The 19248-nt window shown below is 60.8% G+C and carries 17 protein-coding genes; 7 read left to right on the top strand and 10 right to left on the bottom strand.

What is annotated here, in order from left to right; all coding sequences use genetic code 11:
* Positions 1-81: 81 nt before the first annotated feature.
* The 5 genes from CYG48_RS17680 (at position 82) to CYG48_RS22310 (ending at position 2690) form a co-directional block, all read left to right on the top strand.
* Positions 82-867, top strand: a complete 786-nt coding sequence (locus CYG48_RS17680; protein WP_245450631.1) for a helix-turn-helix domain-containing protein — start codon at positions 82-84, stop codon at positions 865-867.
* Between the two features lie 90 nt (positions 868-957).
* Positions 958-1338: a RidA family protein gene (locus CYG48_RS17675; protein ID WP_118851900.1), complete on the top strand. Its 381-nt coding sequence runs from the start codon at positions 958-960 to the stop codon at positions 1336-1338.
* A 15-nt stretch (positions 1339-1353) separates the two neighbouring features.
* Positions 1354-1569, top strand: coding sequence for a hypothetical protein (locus tag CYG48_RS22830; protein WP_340162652.1), 216 nt, complete (start codon positions 1354-1356; stop codon positions 1567-1569).
* A gap of 451 nt (positions 1570-2020) precedes the next feature.
* Positions 2021-2269 carry a hypothetical protein gene (locus tag CYG48_RS17665; protein ID WP_118851899.1) on the top strand — a complete coding sequence of 83 codons (249 nt, stop codon included), beginning with the start codon at positions 2021-2023 and terminating at the stop codon, positions 2267-2269.
* A 202-nt stretch (positions 2270-2471) separates the two neighbouring features.
* Entirely contained in the window at positions 2472-2690 is a 219-nt protein-coding gene (locus CYG48_RS22310) for a hypothetical protein (RefSeq protein ID WP_150132733.1), read from the top strand.
* A gap of 150 nt (positions 2691-2840) precedes the next feature.
* Here CYG48_RS22310 and CYG48_RS17660 read toward each other — a convergent pair whose 3' ends face one another.
* Positions 2841-4895 carry a TRAP transporter permease gene (locus CYG48_RS17660; RefSeq protein ID WP_118851898.1) on the bottom strand — a complete coding sequence of 685 codons (2055 nt, stop codon included), beginning with the start codon at positions 4893-4895 and terminating at the stop codon, positions 2841-2843.
* A gap of 87 nt (positions 4896-4982) precedes the next feature.
* On the bottom strand, positions 4983-5966 hold the full coding sequence (locus CYG48_RS17655) for a TAXI family TRAP transporter solute-binding subunit (protein ID WP_118851897.1): 984 nt from the start codon (positions 5964-5966) through the stop codon (positions 4983-4985).
* 294 nt (positions 5967-6260) lie between these two features.
* Between CYG48_RS17655 and CYG48_RS17650 the strand changes: the two genes are divergently transcribed.
* Positions 6261-8444 (top strand): methyl-accepting chemotaxis protein, encoded by a 2184-nt coding sequence (locus CYG48_RS17650; protein ID WP_118851896.1) that lies wholly within the window; start codon positions 6261-6263, stop codon positions 8442-8444.
* A 119-nt stretch (positions 8445-8563) separates the two neighbouring features.
* On the top strand, positions 8564-8902 hold the full coding sequence (locus CYG48_RS17645; RefSeq protein WP_118851895.1) for a hypothetical protein: 339 nt from the start codon (positions 8564-8566) through the stop codon (positions 8900-8902).
* A 122-nt stretch (positions 8903-9024) separates the two neighbouring features.
* Here the strand turns inward: CYG48_RS17645 and cydB are convergent, their stop codons facing one another.
* The 8 genes from cydB to CYG48_RS17600 form a co-directional block, all read right to left on the bottom strand.
* Positions 9025-10029 (bottom strand): cytochrome d ubiquinol oxidase subunit II, encoded by a 1005-nt coding sequence (gene cydB, locus CYG48_RS17635; RefSeq protein WP_118851893.1) that lies wholly within the window; start codon positions 10027-10029, stop codon positions 9025-9027.
* Positions 10019-11443: a cytochrome ubiquinol oxidase subunit I gene (locus CYG48_RS17630; RefSeq protein WP_118851892.1), complete on the bottom strand. Its 1425-nt coding sequence runs from the start codon at positions 11441-11443 to the stop codon at positions 10019-10021. Before CYG48_RS17630 ends, cydB begins: the two co-directional genes overlap by 11 nt.
* A gap of 206 nt (positions 11444-11649) precedes the next feature.
* Positions 11650-12288, bottom strand: coding sequence for a type B chloramphenicol O-acetyltransferase (catB, locus tag CYG48_RS17625; RefSeq protein WP_118851891.1), 639 nt, complete (start codon positions 12286-12288; stop codon positions 11650-11652).
* Positions 12289-12502: 214 nt separating this feature from the next.
* Positions 12503-13552 carry an ornithine cyclodeaminase gene (locus CYG48_RS17620; RefSeq protein ID WP_118851890.1) on the bottom strand — a complete coding sequence of 350 codons (1050 nt, stop codon included), beginning with the start codon at positions 13550-13552 and terminating at the stop codon, positions 12503-12505.
* A 304-nt stretch (positions 13553-13856) separates the two neighbouring features.
* Positions 13857-14681, bottom strand: a complete 825-nt coding sequence (locus CYG48_RS17615; RefSeq protein WP_118851889.1) for a DeoR/GlpR family DNA-binding transcription regulator — start codon at positions 14679-14681, stop codon at positions 13857-13859.
* A 114-nt stretch (positions 14682-14795) separates the two neighbouring features.
* Entirely contained in the window at positions 14796-16211 is a 1416-nt protein-coding gene (locus CYG48_RS17610) for an FGGY family carbohydrate kinase (RefSeq protein WP_118851888.1), read from the bottom strand.
* Positions 16208-17419: an NAD(P)/FAD-dependent oxidoreductase gene (locus tag CYG48_RS17605; RefSeq protein WP_118851887.1), complete on the bottom strand. Its 1212-nt coding sequence runs from the start codon at positions 17417-17419 to the stop codon at positions 16208-16210. The genes CYG48_RS17610 and CYG48_RS17605 overlap by 4 nt, the downstream gene beginning before the upstream one ends.
* Positions 17416-18804 carry an NAD(P)/FAD-dependent oxidoreductase gene (locus CYG48_RS17600; protein WP_118851886.1) on the bottom strand — a complete coding sequence of 463 codons (1389 nt, stop codon included), beginning with the start codon at positions 18802-18804 and terminating at the stop codon, positions 17416-17418. Before CYG48_RS17600 ends, CYG48_RS17605 begins: the two co-directional genes overlap by 4 nt.
* Positions 18805-19248 lie beyond the last annotated feature (444 nt).

The raw sequence follows: 19248 nt of genomic DNA, 5'->3' as shown, positions 1-19248 counted from the left end.
CGGGCGGAGCGGTTTCGCGCTGCGCTGCAGACCCGCGTGCTGGGGCGGGCTGGCCTCGGTGAAGCCGGAAATGTGCGCGCGATGATCCTGGAAAAAGGCGAGGCAGTGCTGCTTTCGTCAAACGATGCCGTGCTGCCGATGAGCGGCCCGGTGATGGGCTGGTTTCCATGGCGGGAAGGCATGCGGCTTGAGCTTGCTGCCGGCGCGCAGGGCACGCATCTGCTGTTGGGTATCGCCACGTTGAATCGGGTGCTGCAACGGCATGCGGAAGCAACGCAGTTACGATTCCTGGTGGAACGGCCCGCCTTCATTCGTCTCGGAGGCGATAATGCTGCCGGCGATGCGGTGGCGGCGTGTTTCAATGGCGTATTGAGAGAAACGCTCACGCCGGGCCCCATGTCCTCGGCGGTGGTGGAGTCGCTGCTGCATGTCCTGCTGGTGCATCTCCATCGCGGTCAGCCGACAAGCAACGGCGCCGGCTCCGAAGCCGGAAGCATCACTGCGTTGGCCGAACGGTTCAGGGTATTGGTGGAAGGTCACTTCAGGGATCGCTGGACAGTGGCGCGCTACGCCGCCGAACTCGGTATTTCCCGGGATCGTTTGAACGACATCTGCATCCGCGCCCATGGGCGCCCGCCAGCCCGGCTGATCCGGGAGAGGCTGATGCTCGAGGCGCGGATCTATCTTGAAAACTCGCCACTGGCGCTCGGCCAGATCGCCGACGTGCTGGGCTTTGCCGGCGCCTCGCAGTTCAACCGCGTCTTCAAGGCACTGCAGGGGCGCTCGCCCGGTCGCTATCGCGAGGAACAGCGGCGGCTGGCCAAGGCAGGGTCGGCGCCGGCCGGGGCGCCTTACGCATGGCCGTGAGAACTTGACGAGGTACGGTCCGAGGCAGACAATCAAGATGGCATTGACCACGGTGGTCTTGCCGCGCTCCTTTCGCATCGGGAGGAAGACATGTCGCCGACAATCGTATCGTCTAAGGCGCTGCCCAGGGCGTCTTCCTACTTCAGCCATGCGGTGAAGGCGGGGGGTCTCGTATTTGTGTCTGGCACGGCTCCTTACTCGCCAGATACGGGCAAGCTTGTTGGATCGACCGTCCAGGAACAGACCGCCCAGTCGCTCCGCAACATTGCTGCAATCCTCGAGGTCGCGGGCACCAGCCTGGACAAGGCAGTGAGCGCAACGGTCATCCTCGCCGACGAAGAAGATTTCGCGGGCATGAATGACGAATGGCTCAGGTGGTTTCCGTCTAACCCTCCAGCGCGCCAAGGGGCAAAGCTCCCAGTGAAAGTTCCTGGGCTAAAGATTTCGATTGCGATGATCGCCGAGGCCTAGATCCGGAGAATGGCCATGACAGACATCGCGGTCCTGCTTGAACGGAACCTTCAGGAGATCTTCGGCGAGGGCGACGATGCCCGCTGTCAAAAAGTTGCCGAGGAGATCTTGCACGGCGATGCTGTCTTCGTCGAACCCCGCGGCGTCCACAGCGGGAGGGATGAGATCGTCCGGGTGGCAGGCGTTATCCGAGCAATGAATCCAACATTCAGATATAACACCGATCACTGAGCCTGAGGTGCTGCATGATCGGGCAGGGTGGGTGAGGTGGATAGCGGTAGAGCCGGGTCAGCCTTCTGTCTACGCCGTCACGGATTTCATAGTTGCGAAAGATGGCAAGATCGCCGCCATTTATCTCGTCTTCGATGGAGAACCCGATCCGACCGGGACGATATAGGTTTGCCGCATACTGCGCAGAGAACGATGCGCCCGGAGGGGGGCGGTCAACAAGGTGTGAGACGCCTTGCAAGGCGAGGCTTCAGTTCCTCCCAGAAACGGCAGTCAAGGCATAACCCTCTGAAACCGTTTATCGCGTCGGCGGGCTTGCCCGGCGCCGCCATTGTTCGGAGATCGTGAAAACTGCGGACATCAACGCTGCGATTGCATGTGAGCGATGGCCTCCCGATCCTTAAGCGACAGGCCAATATCATTCCGTGGCCTGGAAGCAGTAAGGAACATTATCATGAAGAAGACATTTGCAATTGCTCTTTTGGCTGCAGCCCTGGGCGGCACTTCCGCCTTCGCAATTGAACCGATCCCGGGAAGCATCACCTATACCAATCCGTCCAAGGCAAGGCTGATGAAGTCACCGGTTGGAAGCTCCCTTTCCCATAGCTTCTACGCAGATGGGAACCGCTACAACGAACGCTACATCGTTCAGCCGGACCATTCGCTAAAGCTCGTTGGTCGGTGGGAATCATCCGACGGTTGAACGTAGTCGGCGGGTCCGTTGGCAATGGGATGCCGTATCCTCAGTGCATTCTGGTGTCGACCCTTGTGCAGGCGATGCGTCGAAGCTGTCTAGCAAGCAGGCTAGAACCGCTTCAGCGTCGCGAAGTGCGCCGTGATCATGTCTCCGTTGACGAGATGCGGCGCTAGCGTAGACTGGCTCCCTGACTTGAGGGGAGCTGGTAATGTTTGATGCCCATCTCAATCACCCAGTGGGTGCGTTGGCGCCAGAGCAATTGGCGATGCTGCAGCGGGTGTTCGATGACGCCTGCGAGGCCTCCGGCATCAAGAAGGGCACGTCTCGCGCAGAAGGCCTGGCCGCGGTGTTGATGAAACTCTACAACTCCGGCATCCGCGATCAGACGACGCTGGAGAACATGCTCTCCGACGTCCACCGGATCTAGATGGACCGTCGCTCGATGCAGCGGTAGATCGGTGCAGCTCTTGAGGTATCGAGACTGTCGCTGTAGTTTTCCCTTGAGTTGAGCCAGAGGCGTGAACCTCTGACCCATTCGGCTTGCCTACGAAGTTGACCCGGGGCGGCAACCCGAGCCTCAGGCGGCAGCCGGCGTCGCCTTGAGGGACCTGTACTGGCGCAAAAGCACCGGAAGTATGAATGCGGCTCCGACCAGCGACGAGATGAGTTCGGGCACGACGAGAAGGATTGCTGCCAACGTCAGCAACAAGCGTTCCCACTTCAGCGTCCTGACCAGGAGGAACCCGGAAAGCGCCGCACCCAGGCACGTTATTCCTGCAACGCAGCCGAGGAAGGCTACGGTAAAATTGCTCCATGAGAAATCAGCCGTAACGAGCAGCAGCGACGGCGAGAAGACGAAGACAAACGGTACAAGCACCTTTCCGAGGCCGAGCCGGAATGCAGTATTACCGGTCTTGAACGGGTCAGCGCCGGCCATGCCTGCTGCAGCATAGGCGGCAAGCGCTACCGGTGGGGTAATATCGGCAAGGACGCCGTAATAGAAGACGAAGAAGTGCGCCACGATAGGCTCGACGCCCAGCATGCCAAGCGTGGGTGCCGCAATCGTCGCCATGATAATGTAGTTGGCAGTCGTGGGAATGCCGCAACCCATCAGGATGCAGACCACACCCGTCATGATCAGTGTGAACAGCAGAGTCAGAGTCTGCCGTCCAAACCAGGCCGCCGGAACAACCGTGCCCACCCAAGTCGCCATTTCGGCGGCGGTCGTGGTAACGATATAGGAGATCTTGAAGCCGACACCCGTGAGGGTCACCACGCCAACGATGATGCCGACGGTGGCCGCGGCCGCGCCGACCGCAAGCGCGTATTTCGCGCCATCCCGAAGGCCCTCCAGAACCTCGGTAATCGACATCCGCCGGCGCGGATTGAGGAGCCCGACGGCGATACACAGCGTAATTCCCCAAAATGCTGCGAAATAGGGTGTATAACCGGACAGCAGAATGGCGATCAGCACGACGAGCGGGATTACGGTTGGCCAGTCGCGCCGGAAGGCTTCCTTCAGGTCGGGCATCTCCTCGTCTGTCATGCCGCGAAGGCCGTCACGTTTTGCCTCGAAATGCACCTGAACCAGGACGCCGAAGAAGTGCATGAAGGCCGGCACGATCGCCGCTAGAATGATCGTCGTGTACGGAAGGTTGAGGAACTCGATCATCAGGAAGGCAGCGGCGCCCATGATCGGAGGTGTGATCTGTCCGCCCGTGGAGGATGCCGATTCCACCGCTGCTGCGAAGGTGCGCTTGTAGCCCAACCGGATCATCGCAGGGATGGTAAGCGAGCCGACGGTGACGGTATTGGCGACAGAGGAGCCCGAGATCATGCCAAACAAGGCTGATCCGAAAATCGATATCTTTGCCGGCCCGCCCGCGTATCGGCCGGCGATCCAGGCGGCACAATCAAGAAACAGCTGGCCTAGCCCGATACGGGTCGCGAACACGCCGAACAGGACAAAGTGGAACACGTAGGTGGCGACAACGCCCAGAGCGATGCCGTAGATGCCCTGGCTCGTCAGATAGAGGTGATTGATCAACTGCGAGAAGGTCGCGCCCGGATGAACGAGGATGCCAGGCATCGCTGGTCCATAAAGCGAGTAGATCATGAACAGGAGGGCGATGATCGGCAAAGGCCAGCCGACCGAGCGGCGGGTCGCTTCCAGAAGCACGAGCACGAGCACGCCTCCCAGCACGACATCCGTCGTGGTCGGGTTGCCAACGCGGAAGGCAAGCTCGTCCAGCGGTATGAAGGGTACGTGCATAACGGCTACGACCGCACCGATCGCCAGCGCCCAGTCGAACAAGGAGATGCCCAGTGGGCGAAGCAGGCTCGATGCCGAAGCCTCGCCATAGCCCCGCCGCGTGAACGGAAAGACAAGGAAGATCAATCCGAGCACGAACGAAAGGTGGATCCCCCGGTGCAGCACTTCCGACAACAGGCCAAAGCCGGCGGTATAGTAGTGGAAGAGCGACAGCACGATCAGCAGCGCACCGACAAGTCTTGCAGCAAACGGTACGAGCGGCCTGAAACGAATTTCTGAATCGAACTTCTCTTCAAGGGCGCGCGCTTTGGCTTCGTCCAGCTCCAAAGGGGACGTCGTCCTGGTCAAATCTTCGGTCATTGCGGTGCCCCTGAGACGGCTTGTACTAAGAGCAATGGGGCGAGCTTGATCTGCTCGCCCCATCCCTAATCGGTGTGTCAGCAGCGTTTATTTGAGTACGCCGGCTTCCCGGTAGAACTTCTCAGCCCCCGGATGCAGCGGAATGCCGAGGCTGGTCGTAGCATTCTGCAGGGTGATCAACTTGCCCTTCGCATGGCCGGCATCCAGCGCGGCCCGGGTCGCATCGTTCCAGAGCGTCTTGGTGATATTGTAGATCACCTCGTCCGACTGCTTGGCGCTGGTGACCCACTGGGCGGCCACCGAGATCGTATTGGTTTCGCCTACGTCCTTGTAGGTGTCGGCCGGGACCGTGTCCTTGGAGAAGAAGGTATATTCCTCCAGCAGCTTCTCGACTTCCGGACCGTTGATCGGCACCAGCGAGATGCCGCTCGAGGTCGCCAGTTCGGAGATGGCACCGGTCGGGTAGCCTCCAACGAAGAAATAGGCGTCAAGTCCGCCATCCCGCAGACGGTCACCAGCCGGACCCGGCTTCAGGTGTTCCGCCTTGATGTCGTTTTCCGTGAGGCCGTAAGCGCCAAGAACGATGCGGGCATCGACAATAGTCCCGGAGCCCGGTTCGTCGATCGAAACGCGCTTGCCCTTCAGGTCGGCAACCGAATTGATGCCGGCGTCCTTGCGGGCGACGAGGTGGATGGTTTCCGGATAGAGCGTTGCGATCAGGCGAAGATCCTCGACTTTGCCCTTGCCTTCGTAAAGGCCCGTTCCGCTGTGCGCCCAATATGCAACGTCGGACTGGGTGAAGCCCGACTCCATGGACCCGCTCTGGATCGCGTTGATGTTGGCGACCGATCCGTTCGACGCAACTGCGGTCGAAACCAGGCCGGGAACACCCTTGTCGCCCGCACCGGAGATCGCATTCGCGATGAGCCCGCCGATCGGGTAATAGGTGCCCGCTGTTCCGCCCGTGCCGATCCTGAAGAAGCTGGGCGCCTGTGCGCCTGCAATACCGGCGCCGATCGCGACTGCGCCGACGACTGCCGCAACTGCAAAGATCCGTCTGGTGATACTCATGTTGTTCCCTCCCTTGAGTCCACTCAACATGGAGAACCAAGGGAGCTCTTGTCAACCAAGGGAGAGCGTTCGCCGGGTCCAAATCCTCAGCTGTGATGCTAGCGGATCCGACACGTCTGGAGCTCAATCTGCAGCACGATCGGGCATGACAAACCGCATGGTGATGTTAGATCTTGCAGATCGTATTTTGGAATATTCGTTTATAAAAATTTAGAGCCGCAGGGCCCTTATGACGCGATGCGAATGTTCCCGCTTCGACAGAAGGCATGATGCCTGAATCCAGGAGTTTCTTTCATGCGTCTCGTCGATATTTCCGTTAGCAAGCGCCTCTGGGCAGCTGTCGCCGTGCCTATGCTGGCAGCTGGCTATATTGCTTATGCCCAGAGTTCCGAGCGCCTTGAGACCTACCGCGGCATGAGCAGCATCGTTACGGTCAGCCAGGAGATGGTGAAGATCGGCGGCGTGGTTCACAGCCTGCAGATCGAGCGCGGGTTGACCACCGGATTCCTGACTTCAAGGGGAACAACGAACGGACCGGAGCTTCGCCAGGCGCGAACGGCGTCGGATAGCGCGATGGCCGGCTTTGCCGATGCGATGAACACGATCATGGCGGCGGTCGATACGGATCTTTCATCGGCGCGGCGCAGCCTGGAAGACAAGCTCGCCAGGATCACCGCTCTGCGTGCGTCCGTCGACCAGCTTAGCGCGAACGGCCAGGACGTCTTCACGACCTATACTTCCGCCATCTCGGAGATCATCGTCCTGGCGGACCGGCTGTCCAACCTGACATCCAATGCCGAGATTGCGTTGCTGATGTCCGGTTACGTCGACCTGATGCAGGCCAAGGAGGCCGCAGGCCAGGAGCGTGCCTTCGGCAACGCGTTCATCATCGCCGGTCAGGCTGATCCGGCGCGATTTGGTGCTTTCGCATCGTTCGCCGGTGAGCAGGAGGCACTGATCGCATCAGCGTTCTCCACCCAGGACGAAAGCCAGCGTGCCCAGTACGAGCGCATGCTCGCCGATGTCTCGCCGGTGGTTGAGGATTTCCGCGACAAGATCGTCGGCAAAGGCCTAGGTGCGCCGCTTGAGGGCCTTGAAAGCAAGACATGGTTTGCCGCCACCACCAAGCGCATCGACACGCTGAAGGAGATCGAGTCCCAGAACCTCAAGGACATTGGCGAGCAAGCGCTTGCGGCCGCGGCTGCGGCCTACCGAGATTTCCTGACCCTTGTGGTGGTCTGCCTCGCGGGTGGCCTGATGACGCTCGCTCTCTCGGGGCTGATGGCGATGACCGTCGTGCGTCCAATCGGGCGCATGGTCGGCGCCATGCGGCGGCTCGCCTCGGGCGATCTCGATTTTGGCCCGGTAACGACTGGCCGCAAGGACGAAATTGGCGAGATGGAACAGGCGGTGCAGATCTTCCAGGAGGCGGCCGTGCGCAACAAAGAGCTGGAAGAAGCTGAGGCGGAGCGCCGCGCTGCGGCCGAGCGCGAACGCATCGCGATGCAACAAAAGGCAGATGCCGAAGCGGAGGCACGCCTTGTCCGCGCGACCGAGATCTTCGCGGCAAGCATGAAGCGGCTGGCTGCCGGTGACATGATGTGCGAGCTGCAGCAGCCGCTCGACAGCCATTTCGAGGGCCTGCGCCAAGACTTCAACGCTTCAGTGCGGCAGTTGCGCGAAACACTGCAGAGTGTCGGCATCTCCATCTCGACCGTTGCTGGTGGCTCTCGCGAAGTCTCGTCGGCATCCGACGATCTTTCCCGCCGTACCGAGCAGCAGGCGGCATCACTGGAGGAAACCGCAGCCGCGCTGGAAGAGATTACCGCCAATGTTTCGGCGACCTCCAAGCGCGCCGCCGAAGCCCGCCAGGTCGTGCGCGATGCCGAGGCGAAGGCCGGGCAGGCTGGCGCCGTCGTCGAAAATGCAGTGCTCGCCATGGAGCGGATCGAGCACGCCGCCCGCCAGATCGGCCAGATCATCAGCGTGATCGACGAGATCGCATTCCAGACTAACCTTCTTGCGCTCAACGCAGGAGTGGAAGCCGCCCGCGCTGGTGACGCCGGCAAGGGCTTTGCCGTGGTGGCGCAGGAAGTCCGCGAGCTGGCCCAGCGTTCGGCAAAGGCGGCCAGGGAAATCAAGGAGCTCGTGGGTAATTCGGAAGCGGCGGTCGGCGAGGGTGTGCGTCTGGTCAGCGACACGGGCACGGGCCTCGGCGAAATCACCGAACTTGTCCAGCTGGTCACGCGGCATATGGAGGCGATCGCAACGGCCGCTCAGGAACAGTCGGCCGGCCTGCTGCAGATCAACTCGGCGGTCAACCACATGGATCAGGCGACACAGCAGAATGCCGCAATGGTTGAGGAAATGAATGCCGCAAGCGCTACCCTTGCGCATGAAGGCACGACGCTCAACCAACTTCTCGCGCAGTTCCAGCTCGGCAGCTCCGAATGGACCATTGAGCGGCAGGCCGCGTGACAGGCCTCCGCGGCTTGCTAGCCAGCCGTTCAAATATTGGGAGACTGTCAAGCGTCTGACTGAGATGGTAGGCTGGACCGCGCTCGTGCATACGAGAGCCGACGGGGAAGGAGAAGAACATGTATCTTCGCATCGTCGCTGCGGTTGCGGCCTCCGCCTTGCTGTCCAGCCCTGCTCCCGCGTTCGACGCCGGGGGCTTTGCCATGCAGCAGCATCAACATCAACTGATGCGGCAGCAGAGCGCTCCGAACAATTCCAAGGAACAGCCGCGAGCCAGAAGATATAGCAGTCAGGAAAAGAGCCTTCGCGGCAGGCTCCTCCAGCGCAAGCAGCGGCTTCGGATCGAATACGAGCAGCGGATCAGGCGAGATGGCCGCCCGTCCGCCGATCGCTGGCTCAAGAAGGAAGCCACTCGCGTCGGAAGAGAGGCCGGGCGTGCTGTCCGTGATCTTCGGTAGAGCCTGCTCGGGCGGGCTTTAGCTCAAGAACATGCGGATAAAGAGGCTGGCGCCGGTTGCCGCACCGACGCCCGCCAACCAGAGGCCGATGAACCAGAACGTCTTCCTGAGGTTGTCATTCATCAATGATAACCCTCCTCTGGGTCGATCTTCCCGCGGAATACCCAGTAAGCATAGGCGGTGTAGACGAGGATTATCGGCACGAGAACGACCGCGCCGACGAGGAGGAATTTCAGGGAGCTTTCCGGAGCCGCGGCATCCTGGATCGTGAGCACGCCGGGGATCATGTAGGGGTAGAAGCTGATCCCCAGCCCCGCGAAGCTGAGAACGAAGAGGCCGAGTGCTGCGAGGAATGGCTGCAGGTGCTTGTCATGTGTGAGCCCGTGCCAGAGCGCCAACGCGCAGAGGGCGAGCAGCAGCGGCACGAAGGATGAGAAGAAGGCGGTGGGCCAGCCAAACCAGCGCTCGAAGTACATCTCGTTGATGAACGGCGTCCAGAGCGACACGATCCCGATCAACGCCAGAAGCGCCAGGCTTAGCGGCCGCGCAAGCTTTGCCGAGCGCGCCTGGATGTCTCCGGTGGTCTTCAGATTGAGCCAGGTGACGCCGAGAAGAGCGTAGCCGACGAGGACCGCAACACCGGTCAGGATCGAGAACGGCGTGAGCCAGTCCCACCAGCCGCCCGCATACTGCCGTCCTTCCACCGCAATGCCCTGCACGAGCGCGCCAAGCGCGATGCCCTGCATCAGGGCCGCGACAGAGGATCCGATCCAGAAGCCAAAATCCCACAGGTGGGACTCGTGGTGCGTGCGCCAGCGGAATTCGAAGGCGACACCCCGGAAGATCAGGCTGACCAGCATCAGTATGATCGGCATGTAGAGCGCAGGCAGTATGATGGCGTAGGCAAGCGGAAAGACCGCCATCAACCCGCCGCCGCCAAGCACCAGCCAGGTTTCGTTGCCGTCCCATACTGGCGCGATGGAATTCGTCATCACATCGCGGTCGCGGCGCTTGCGGAAGAACGGAAAGACAATGCCGATCCCGAGATCGAAGCCGTCGAGCACGACATAGGCGAGGACAGCGAAGGCAATGATGCCGGCCCAGATGAAGGAAAGATCAATGTCCATGACGGCCTCCGAGCGGCTGCTCCTGTGCTGCACCAGGAGTGATCCCGGCGGTCCTGATCGGTCCGGCTTCGAGTTCCCGATGCGTATCAAGTGGCGTCGGCGGTCGGCGCATCAGCTTGAGAAGGTAATAGACGCCAATGCCGAACACGATGAAGTAGACTGCGATAAAGATGAGGAGCGACGTTCCGACCGCTGGCGCGGAAACGGGTGAAAGACTTTCGGCTGTCCGAAGGTGCCCGTACACCGTCCAGGGCTGGCGTCCGACTTCGGTCGTGTACCAGCCAGCAAGTACGGCCACAAAGCCCGAGCCTCCCATGACGACTGCAGAGCGTTGAAGCCATGGGCTGTCGTAGAGCGTGCCTTTCCAGCGCGCCCAGAGCGACCATAACCCAAGTCCCAGCATGAGGAAGCCGATGCCCACCATCACGCGGAAGGTGATGAATGGCATCAACGCCCGTGGACGCTGGTCGCGCGGCCACTCCTTCAGCCCTTTTATCTCTCCATCCAGCTGGTGCTTCAGGATCAGCGAGCCGAGCTTGGGAACCTCCACCGCATAACGCGTGGTCTCGGCTTCGTCGTCGGGAATCCCAAACAGGATCAGCGGGGCACCATTGGTGTGTGTCTCGTAGTGCCCTTCCATGGCAGCGACCTTGGCGGGTTGATGCTCCAGCGTGTTCAGTCCGTGAAGGTCGCCGACAAAGATCTGGATCGGGGTGACAATTGCAGCCATCCACATCGCCATGGAGAACATGATCCGCGCCTGCCGGTTCTCCCGGTCCCTGAGCAGGTGCCATGCACCGACCGCGCCGACGGCGAAAGCCGTTGTCAGAAAGGCAGCCAGCACCGTGTGGACCATGCGGTAGGGGAAGGAGGGGTTGAAGATGATCTGCCACCAGTCTTCCGGGATGAACACGCCATTCGCATCGGTGCTGAAGCCTGCCGGCGTATGCATCCAGCTATTGGCGGAGGTGATCCATGTAGCCGAAATCAGCGTGCCGATTGCCACCATCGCCACCGCCACCATGTGCGCGGCGTCCCCGACGCGCTTGCGACCGAACAGCGCAATGCCGAGAAACCCCGCTTCCAGGAAGAAGGCGGTCAGTACCTCGTAACCCATGAGCGGACCGATGACTGGACCTGCCTTGTCCGAGAAGGCTGACCAGTTGGTGCCGAACTGGTAGCTCATCACGATCCCGGAGACGACGCCCATGGCGAAGGTCACCGCGAAGATCGTCTTCCAGTACTCGAAGAGCTTCAGGTATGCCTCGTCGCGCTTCCAGAGCCAAAGCGCGTTCAGGACGGCGAGGTAGCTGGCGGTCCCGATCGAGAAGGCGGGGAAGAGGAAGTGAAACGAAACGGTGAAGGCAAACTGGATGCGAGCCAGCATTTCCGCGCTTAGTCCGAGAAAGGTCATCGCGGTCCTCATGATAGATCCGTGGCTTGCCAGAGCTGCCACGCGATAAGATCATTCGCGCGCAGCACAGCTAGCCGCGCGCGAACCGCATCAAGATGCTCCCAGGAGAAACAACAGGCAAGAGCGGCGGACGATATGTATTTCATCGATCTGCTGGTCTGCCCGCGCTTGGTATGGATAAAGGAGCACACCAGCCATACCGCTTGTTAGCTCCGCCCGTTGATGGTGTCGCTCCAGTATTGATGAAGGGCCGATACGTCGCCACTGGTCAGGATGGGCATCGCGCCGTGCAACTGGTCGTCCGTCCAATCCCACCATTTCATTTCGAGCAGCATTGCCACCTCTGTTTCTCCGAACCGGGTGCGGATTGGCTTGGCTGGGTTGCCGCCGACGATGGTGTATGGCTCGACATTGCGCGTCACCAGTGCGCGGGTGCCGATCACGGCCCCGTCGCCGATCCGCACGCCGGGCATGACGATTGCTTCCGAACCGATCCAGACGTCGTTGCCAATGACGGTGTCACCGGCAGCCCGATATCCGTTCTCTGCACCTGCGAAGGCTTCCACTTCCGGCATCCAGAAGAAGGGGAAGGTGCTGATCCAGTCGTTGCGATGCCCTTGGTTGCCGGCCATGATGAAAGCTGCACCGGAGCCGATGGAGCAGAAGCTGCCGATAACGAGCTTGTCCGCACCTTCGTCGGGAATGAGAAAACGGGCACAGTCATCGAAACTGTGGCCATGGTAATAGCCGGAATAATAGCTGTAACGGCCAACGATGATGTTGGGGTTGGTGACCTGCCGGTCAAGCGTGATGCCCCTGAACGGGCTCTCAAAGAAGTTCTTCATGATCTGTACCACTGAATGATGTCGTGTTGCGGCGGTCGTTCACAAGCGATGACGCGCGCGAACAGTTCTGACGCCGATGAGATCGGTGTCAGGCGAAAGCTTCTCGCGGCGCTGCGCGGAAGCAGCTTCAGATGGTACAGTCTGCGGACTTCATGACCGCATGATGCGCGACAGGCAGCACGAAATCAAGCTTCTGCTTGGATGCGCCCAATCCTTAGCGCGCCCGTTCCAGCATTCCAAAGAGATCGCGCGGGTCGTCTGGATCGGCAACGATATCTAGTTCCTGCGAGAATGGCGTTCCTGAAAGTTTATCGCGCACATAGCGTAGCGCCGAGAAGTCCTCGATCGCAAAGCCGACGCTGTCGAACAGGGTAATCTGACGATCATCGCGCCTGCCGCTATCGAGCCCGGCGATGACCTTCCAGAGTTCGGTCACCGGGAAGTCCTCGCTCATCTGCTGGATTTCGCCCTCAATCCGTGTCTGTGGTGGATATTCCACATAGGTGTCGGCGCGAAGCAGGATATCCGGATGCAGCTCGGTTTTTCCGGGGCAGTCGCCGCCGATTGCGTTGATATGGACGCCGGAGCCGACCAGGTTATCGGTGAGGATCTGTGCGTTCTGCTTGTCGGCGGTGCAGGTCGTGATGATCTGCGAACCTTCGATGGCCGCGTCGGCCGTGCGGCAGCTTGTGACTTGAAGTCCTTTCCCTTCCAGGTTCCGCGCTGCCTTCGCCGTTGCCGCCGGATCAATGTCATACAGGCGCACGTGGTTGATCCCGACAACCGCTTTCATGGCAAGCGCTTGGAATTCGGCCTGTGCGCCGTTTCCGATCAAAGCCATGGTGGTGGCGTTCCTTGGTGCAAGATGCCGCGCGGCCATGGCTGATGTTGCCGCTGTCCGCAATGCCGTAAGCAAAGTCATTTCGGTGAGGAGGATCGGATATCCGTTCAGGACGTCCGCCAATAGCCCGAACGCTGCAACCGTCTGGAACCCGTTCCTGGTGTTCTTCGGATGGCCATTGACGTATTTGAAGCTGTAGTTCGTGCCGTCGGAGGTCGGCATCAACTCGATCACGCCGTCGCGGGAGTGGGAGGCCAGGCGAGGGGTCTTGTCGAACGATTCCCATCGGCGGAAGTCCTGCTCGATATAATCGCTCAACTGCTTCAGGAACGGCTCGATCCCGACGTGATGCACGAGCCGCATCATGTTCTCGACGCTCACGAAGGGAACGAGGGCTTTTGCCGAGGGCAAAGTCGCGTGCATTAGATCTACCTCTACATTGTCCGACCGTCGGCACGGAATTGTTAGTCGTAGAGACGGAAGATGGGAGAGGGATCGACCCGATCAATGGGCAAGCCCGGAGATACATCACATACCTGGATGAGGTCTGCGAAACCGCTCGGGAACGGTGGTGGCCACGGAACGTTGATGGTCCTGCCGGTCGGCGGGCGTATTCTCTGACCTGTGTTGGCCCAAGCGCGGGAGGACATATGGGCGCGTACGACCTCCCCAGCCAGAACGTACCATAAGGAAATCGTCGGATTTTCATAGATCGACCAGATGTTGATCAGTCTTGAGGGTCCGCTTTACCAGGGGGAGGGGCATCGGCAACGATGACCTCAACCCCTGCGGCCCGCAGGCTGGTCAGAACCGCGGGTGGAGGCAAGGCGTCCGTGACCAAACGCGAAACTTGGTGAGACTCACAGACGAGGACGAGGGCGGTTTTATCCAGCTTGGAGGAGTCGACAAGCACCGTGACTTGCCTTGCCCGGCTCATCATTGCGCGCGCGGTATAGGCTGCATCGGCGACGAAATCCATGAAACGCCCGCCGCTGTCGACAGCCCCCACCGTCAGGACAGCATGATCTGTGCTAAGCATCTGGATCTGATCGTTCGTGATTGAGCCTAGTGTTTCGCCACCCTCGTGGTGATATTGCCCCCCTAAAAGAAATACGCTGTTGCCGCCTGGAGGTTTGGATGCAGCATGCGCAACGTGCTGCGAGTTGGTGAAGATGGTGATGCCCCTTTTCTCAGCGAGCGCCTCTGCGAAAAGAATGGTCGTTGAGCCGGAGTCGATCAGGAGGCTGTCACCCTCTCCAAAGAGTTCGGCAGCCCTCTTTCCGATCCGGTATTTTGCGTCCCGATTAAGCTCCAGCCGAGATCCGAACGTGTCTTCCTGGGCCGATTGCAGTCTCACCGCCCCGCCGTGAATCTTGCGCAGCAGGCCTTGTTCCGCAAGCGAGGTAAGGTCACGCCGCACCGTCTCCCGCGACGCATCCAGCCACTCGGCCAGATCGACAACCATGGCTCGCCCATCGCGGTAGACACGCTTGAGGATCGCAGACTGACGTGCCTTCACGGCATTGCGCTCCCTCGCTTCCTTGCGTTCCATCTAGATCCTCAGCTTCCGATCAGCATAAGCTCACACCTGACGAGCCAGCCCATACATGTCTTTGCGTGTATTTTTCGGCGGTGAGCGAGATCGTTCGCCGGCCCAAGTTTCGGGTCAAGACGAGGCGACTGCTGCACCAAACTGCTGGACGCTTTCGCGGGCGCTACGGAAAGTCTCGGCCCAGTAAGCGGGAATATCGCGCGGCTGAAGAAGCCGGCCCGTTGGCTTGCGTTCGATTTCGTCGCCGGCGCCCCGTGCTGCAAGCTGCGCGCAGCCAAGCGCGGTGAGCTCTGGCTCCTGCGAAATCAGAACCGGAGAACCAAGCACATCGGCCAGGAATTGGCAGAACCACGGATTTTGGCTCATGCCACCGTCGATGCTGATTGGCCCGGCCTTGCCGGCAATGTTCGCCATGGAGGCTTTGACCTCGGCAACACGGAAGGCAACGCCTTCCAGCACGGCCTGCATCATGTCGGTTTTTGATGTGTCCAGTGACAGCCCCATCCACGCCCCCCGGGCGTTGCGGTCCCAATGCGGGCAAGCGAGGCCGGCGAGAGCAGGAACGAAAGCCAAGCCACGTGCAATCGCAGGCTTGGTATCGAAGTGGTTGATCTCGTCGAAGCTGGAGAAGAGGCCGATCTGGCGCGCGAAGTTGACGGCGGATGACGCAGCGTAGACTCCGCCATCAAGCGCATAGACCGGCGGCTTGCCCGCTTCGACCCAAGCGATGGTCGGGAGCACCCCGGGTGTACGTAAAAGCCGATCGGTCAATGTCAGGGCGAAAGCGCCAGTACCGAAGGTAATCTTGGCATCGCCGGCGTTGCGGGCGCCATGGCCAAAGAGTGCTGCCTGCTGATCAACGATCGACGCCGTTAACGGAAGTCCGTTAGAGAAGTTGCCAAGCGCGCCGGTTGTGGAGCGAATGGGCGGCAGGGCCTCGATGGGCACGCCGAACATGGCGCAGAGCTCCGGGTCCCATTCAAGGGTAGAAAGGTTGAGGAGGCTCGTTCGGGAGGCCGTTGTCGGATCCGTCGCGAACTCACCCGTCAGCCGATCGCGGAAGAAGGCATCGGTGGTGCCCAGGCGCAGCTGGTTTTGCGCGAGGAGGGTCTTTGCCTGCGGAATGTTTTCGACGATCCAGCCCAGCTTCGTCGCGGAAAAATACGGATCGAGCGGCAGGCCCGCCCGCTCGAGCGTCAGCGTTTCCGCCCCCTCCGCCTTGAGCCTGTCGCAAACACTGGCGGTCCGAGCATCTTGCCAGACAATCACCGGCGAAATCGCTGTCTTGGTGTCCGCATCCCAGGCGAGACAGCTTTCTCCTTGGTTGGCGAGACCGACGCAATCCACCTCTGGGGCGGCGCCAAGGCACGCGACGAGATTGGTGATCAGTTCTTCGGGGTCGTGCTCCACGAGGCCCGGCGCGGGATAAATCTGCTGGTGTTCGACGGAATGCACAAGCCGCATCCCGGCTTCGTCCAAGATGAGCGCCCGGGTCGACGTCGTTCCCTGATCAATCGCAAGAACTCTCACGTTTCCTCCAGCACGATCTCGACCGGAGCGGCATGCGGCGGTAGCGGCACGGTAATGCGACGCTCGGGGCGGCTGTCGATCCTGATCGATGAGTATTCGACCCCTGCGGCTCTCACCGATAGGCGCCCCTTAACCGGGCGATTGACGCGCAGCTGGAACCGGCGGTGTGCGGTTTCACCTACCCTGCCAAAACGTTGCGGGACGACCCAGGAAAGCGCGTCGCCTTTCAGCGTGACCGAGTGTTGCGGATCTTGCGGCAGTGAGCCCGCCAGTGCAGCCGTGATCGAGCGCGCGACTGCGACTCCTTCGGCCCAACTCCATCCGGCGGTCTCGACCGGACGAAGCAGGTTGCCGGCGGCGAAATAGGCAGGGTCGGAGCAGCGACCGAATGCGTCGATCACGGGACCACCGGTCGCCCTGTCCTTCTCGAGATGGCTGCCGTCTAGCAGCGTTGCCTCGGGCCGGAACATGCCGGTTACAATCACACCGTCGGTCTCGATAACGCGCGTTCCCGCGGGACCGTCAACAACAACGCGCTCCACCCGTTCGCGGCCTTCAATGGCGCGGATCGTGGTCGACAGCTGCAGCGGGACTCCCTTGACTTGCGGGTAGAGTGCGGCCGGCCAGCGTGCTGTCGGCTGCGCATTCTGTTCGATCATGGCCACCGGTTTGATCCTGGCATGGCGGCAAGTCATGATTGCGGAGAAGGATACCAGTTCCGTTCCAAGGATGACCGGGCGGCGAAACGGACGACGGCCTTCAAGGTAAACCATGCTCTGCAGTGCGCCGGTCGGAATGATGCCGCCCGGCTTCTCGCCACCGATAAGGCGTTGCGCGCGCGAACTTTCACGCACCCCCGTGGCGATCAGCACGATCTTTGCGTCAATCGTTGTCACGCCAGCGTCGGATGTCACCGTAACGCGTGGGCCAGGTTCGAGCCTGACGACGTTGACGCGCGTTGTGATCTGAACGCCAGCCTCAACTGCTTGCCCGACAAGTGCACGCGCGTAGTCGGGACCCTTCATCAGCCGGTGAAACTCGCGCAGTCCGAAGGGGTAATGTCCGCAATGGCGGGGAATGCCGCCCGCAGTTGGTTCGCGTTCCACGACAAGAACGCGTGCGGACTTCGCAAGGACTGTCGCGGCACCAAGCCCTGCGGGCCCTGCACCGATGACGAGGACGTCGGTTTCCTGCGGCAGCGTCGTCATTGCGCCTTCTCCGCCATCGGCCGGTCGAAGTGGCCTTCGGTGAGGCGGGCAATTTCGGCCGAGCAGAAGAAGCCCTGGCAGCGGCCCATGGTGACGCGTGTGCGTCGCTTCAGTCCCGCAAGCGACTTCGTCGGCAAGGGACCATCCAGAGCTTTCTGGATTTCGCGCTTCGTCGCGAGCTCGCAGTGACAGACGATGCCGCCATGGCCTTCGGTTTGCCAGTCACGTGGGGAAAATTCGCTGATGTTGGGAACTGTAGGCCACACAGGATCAGCGGGTGCCGCAAGATTTAGCTCTGCGAGTTTGAGCACGTGTTGCGCAATACCGAGAGCTGCCGACAAGCCGGTCGATCGGATGCCGCCGACGGTGATGTATGTCCTGTCATGGGCAGTGATGCGGTAGTCCTTGAATTCCGTGGCAGGTCTCAGCCCGGCATATATGGCCGTTACCTGCTGGTCCTTCAGCGCGGGGAGAATCTCCTCGCCACGCTTCTTGAGCGCTTCGAGTGTTTCCGTGACCAACACCGCATGCTCGCGGTCGTCCTGATCTTCCGCCGTCGGGCCGACAAGGAGGTTGCCGAACGCAGTGCGGCACACAACGACGCCCTTGGTGATCTTGTTCGGCACCGGCAGGAGGATATGCGATGCAAGCTTGGCGGCGGGTTTGTCGTAGACGACAAACTGGCCCTTGCGCGGCTTGATGTGGAAGTCGCGGCGGCCGATCAGCTTTTCATCCAGCAGATCGCCCCAGAGGCCCGCGGCATTGATGACTAAGCCGGCATCGACTGTTCCGCGCGATGTCTCCAGCACCCAGCCATTATCGCTGCGCCGGCCGGCGGTGACCTCTGCACCGCGCAGGATTTCGGCTCCGTTCTCGATTGCCTGCAGGAGGTAGGCATAGGGGGCGGACCATGGGTCGATGAGATACTCGCGAGGCACCCGGAAAGCCACACGCGCGCCTTTGCCGAGGCCTGGTTCCGCGCTTCGCATTGCCGTCTCATCCAGCGCCTCGACATCGGCGACACCATTTTGGTGCGCCTGTTCCATCAGGGTTGGCAGGAGCGCTTCTTCTTCCTCGCTCCAGGCGACGACGAGTGCGCCGGACTTGATAAGCGGCAGGCCGAGCTTCCCATGAATCTCGAGATACTCGGCATAACCGGCGGCGACACAGCTCTGTTCGAGCGAGCCAACGGGTGCGTCGAAACCGGTGTGCAGGATCGCAGAATTTCCCTTGGAGGCCCCGTCAAGGATGTCCACGGCCTTTTCAATCACCGCGACACGTGCACCCGCCAGCGCAAACCGCCGTGCTAGTGCGCAGCCGACCACGCCCGCGCCGATGACGGCAACGTCGAAACGACCAGGGAGCGCAGAAACATCGTGAGACATGGAGCTTTTTGACCGGACTGACTCAATCTGCTGAGAAATGCCCGGATAGTCAATCGTCGCCACAGGAAATGCCCAGATGCCTCGTTGGCGGCAAACTATTTTGTTGACACGGTCATTGACCTGTCCACAATTGCCATCAGCCAATCATAAGAATTGGAAGGGGACTGCTGAAGTGATGCCGGACACGGTTAGAGTGGCCAGTTGGCCTTGTGGTGCGCGATGGGGAGGAGGCCGAGATCGGGCCTCGCCGCCGAATCTGGAAATCCTCACGTCAACACCAGGTTTCAACGCACGCTGCTTGGCAACAGTACGCTCCTGAAGTTCTATCGCTGACTGTGGCGCTTCACCGCGAACGGCCAGTCGTGCCATCTTGCGGGATGGCGGGTGGCCGGCAATTCTGGGAACGTCGCTGCCACGACACTGCACGAGAGAAAGATTTCTTCG

The organism is Neorhizobium sp. SOG26 (assembly GCF_003491345.1).
Taxonomy (GTDB): Bacteria; Pseudomonadota; Alphaproteobacteria; order Rhizobiales; family Rhizobiaceae; genus Neorhizobium; species Neorhizobium turbinariae.
Note: the sequence above shows the minus strand (reverse complement) of the source record. Positions and strands in the feature narration are given on the sequence as shown.

What these genes read in the sequence shown, in the direction of transcription:
- CYG48_RS17680 (WP_245450631.1), top strand. Translation starts at nt 82, where the DNA reads ATGATCCTGGAAAAAGGCGAGGCAGTGCTGCTTTCGTCAAACGATGCC.
- CYG48_RS17675 (WP_118851900.1), top strand. Translation starts at nt 958, where the DNA reads ATGTCGCCGACAATCGTATCGTCTAAGGCGCTGCCCAGGGCGTCTTCC.
- CYG48_RS22830 (WP_340162652.1), top strand. Translation starts at nt 1,354, where the DNA reads ATGACAGACATCGCGGTCCTGCTTGAACGGAACCTTCAGGAGATCTTC.
- CYG48_RS17665 (WP_118851899.1), top strand. Translation starts at nt 2,021, where the DNA reads ATGAAGAAGACATTTGCAATTGCTCTTTTGGCTGCAGCCCTGGGCGGC.
- CYG48_RS22310 (WP_150132733.1), top strand. Translation starts at nt 2,472, where the DNA reads ATGTTTGATGCCCATCTCAATCACCCAGTGGGTGCGTTGGCGCCAGAG.
- CYG48_RS17660 (WP_118851898.1), bottom strand. Translation starts at nt 4,895, where the DNA reads ATGACCGAAGATTTGACCAGGACGACGTCCCCTTTGGAGCTGGACGAA.
- CYG48_RS17655 (WP_118851897.1), bottom strand. Translation starts at nt 5,966, where the DNA reads ATGAGTATCACCAGACGGATCTTTGCAGTTGCGGCAGTCGTCGGCGCA.
- CYG48_RS17650 (WP_118851896.1), top strand. Translation starts at nt 6,261, where the DNA reads ATGCGTCTCGTCGATATTTCCGTTAGCAAGCGCCTCTGGGCAGCTGTC.
- CYG48_RS17645 (WP_118851895.1), top strand. Translation starts at nt 8,564, where the DNA reads ATGTATCTTCGCATCGTCGCTGCGGTTGCGGCCTCCGCCTTGCTGTCC.
- cydB (WP_118851893.1), bottom strand. Translation starts at nt 10,029, where the DNA reads ATGGACATTGATCTTTCCTTCATCTGGGCCGGCATCATTGCCTTCGCT.
- CYG48_RS17630 (WP_118851892.1), bottom strand. Translation starts at nt 11,443, where the DNA reads ATGACCTTTCTCGGACTAAGCGCGGAAATGCTGGCTCGCATCCAGTTT.
- catB (WP_118851891.1), bottom strand. Translation starts at nt 12,288, where the DNA reads ATGAAGAACTTCTTTGAGAGCCCGTTCAGGGGCATCACGCTTGACCGG.
- CYG48_RS17620 (WP_118851890.1), bottom strand. Translation starts at nt 13,552, where the DNA reads ATGCACGCGACTTTGCCCTCGGCAAAAGCCCTCGTTCCCTTCGTGAGC.
- CYG48_RS17615 (WP_118851889.1), bottom strand. Translation starts at nt 14,681, where the DNA reads ATGGAACGCAAGGAAGCGAGGGAGCGCAATGCCGTGAAGGCACGTCAG.
- CYG48_RS17605 (WP_118851887.1), bottom strand. Translation starts at nt 17,419, where the DNA reads ATGACGACGCTGCCGCAGGAAACCGACGTCCTCGTCATCGGTGCAGGG.
- CYG48_RS17600 (WP_118851886.1), bottom strand. Translation starts at nt 18,804, where the DNA reads ATGTCTCACGATGTTTCTGCGCTCCCTGGTCGTTTCGACGTTGCCGTC.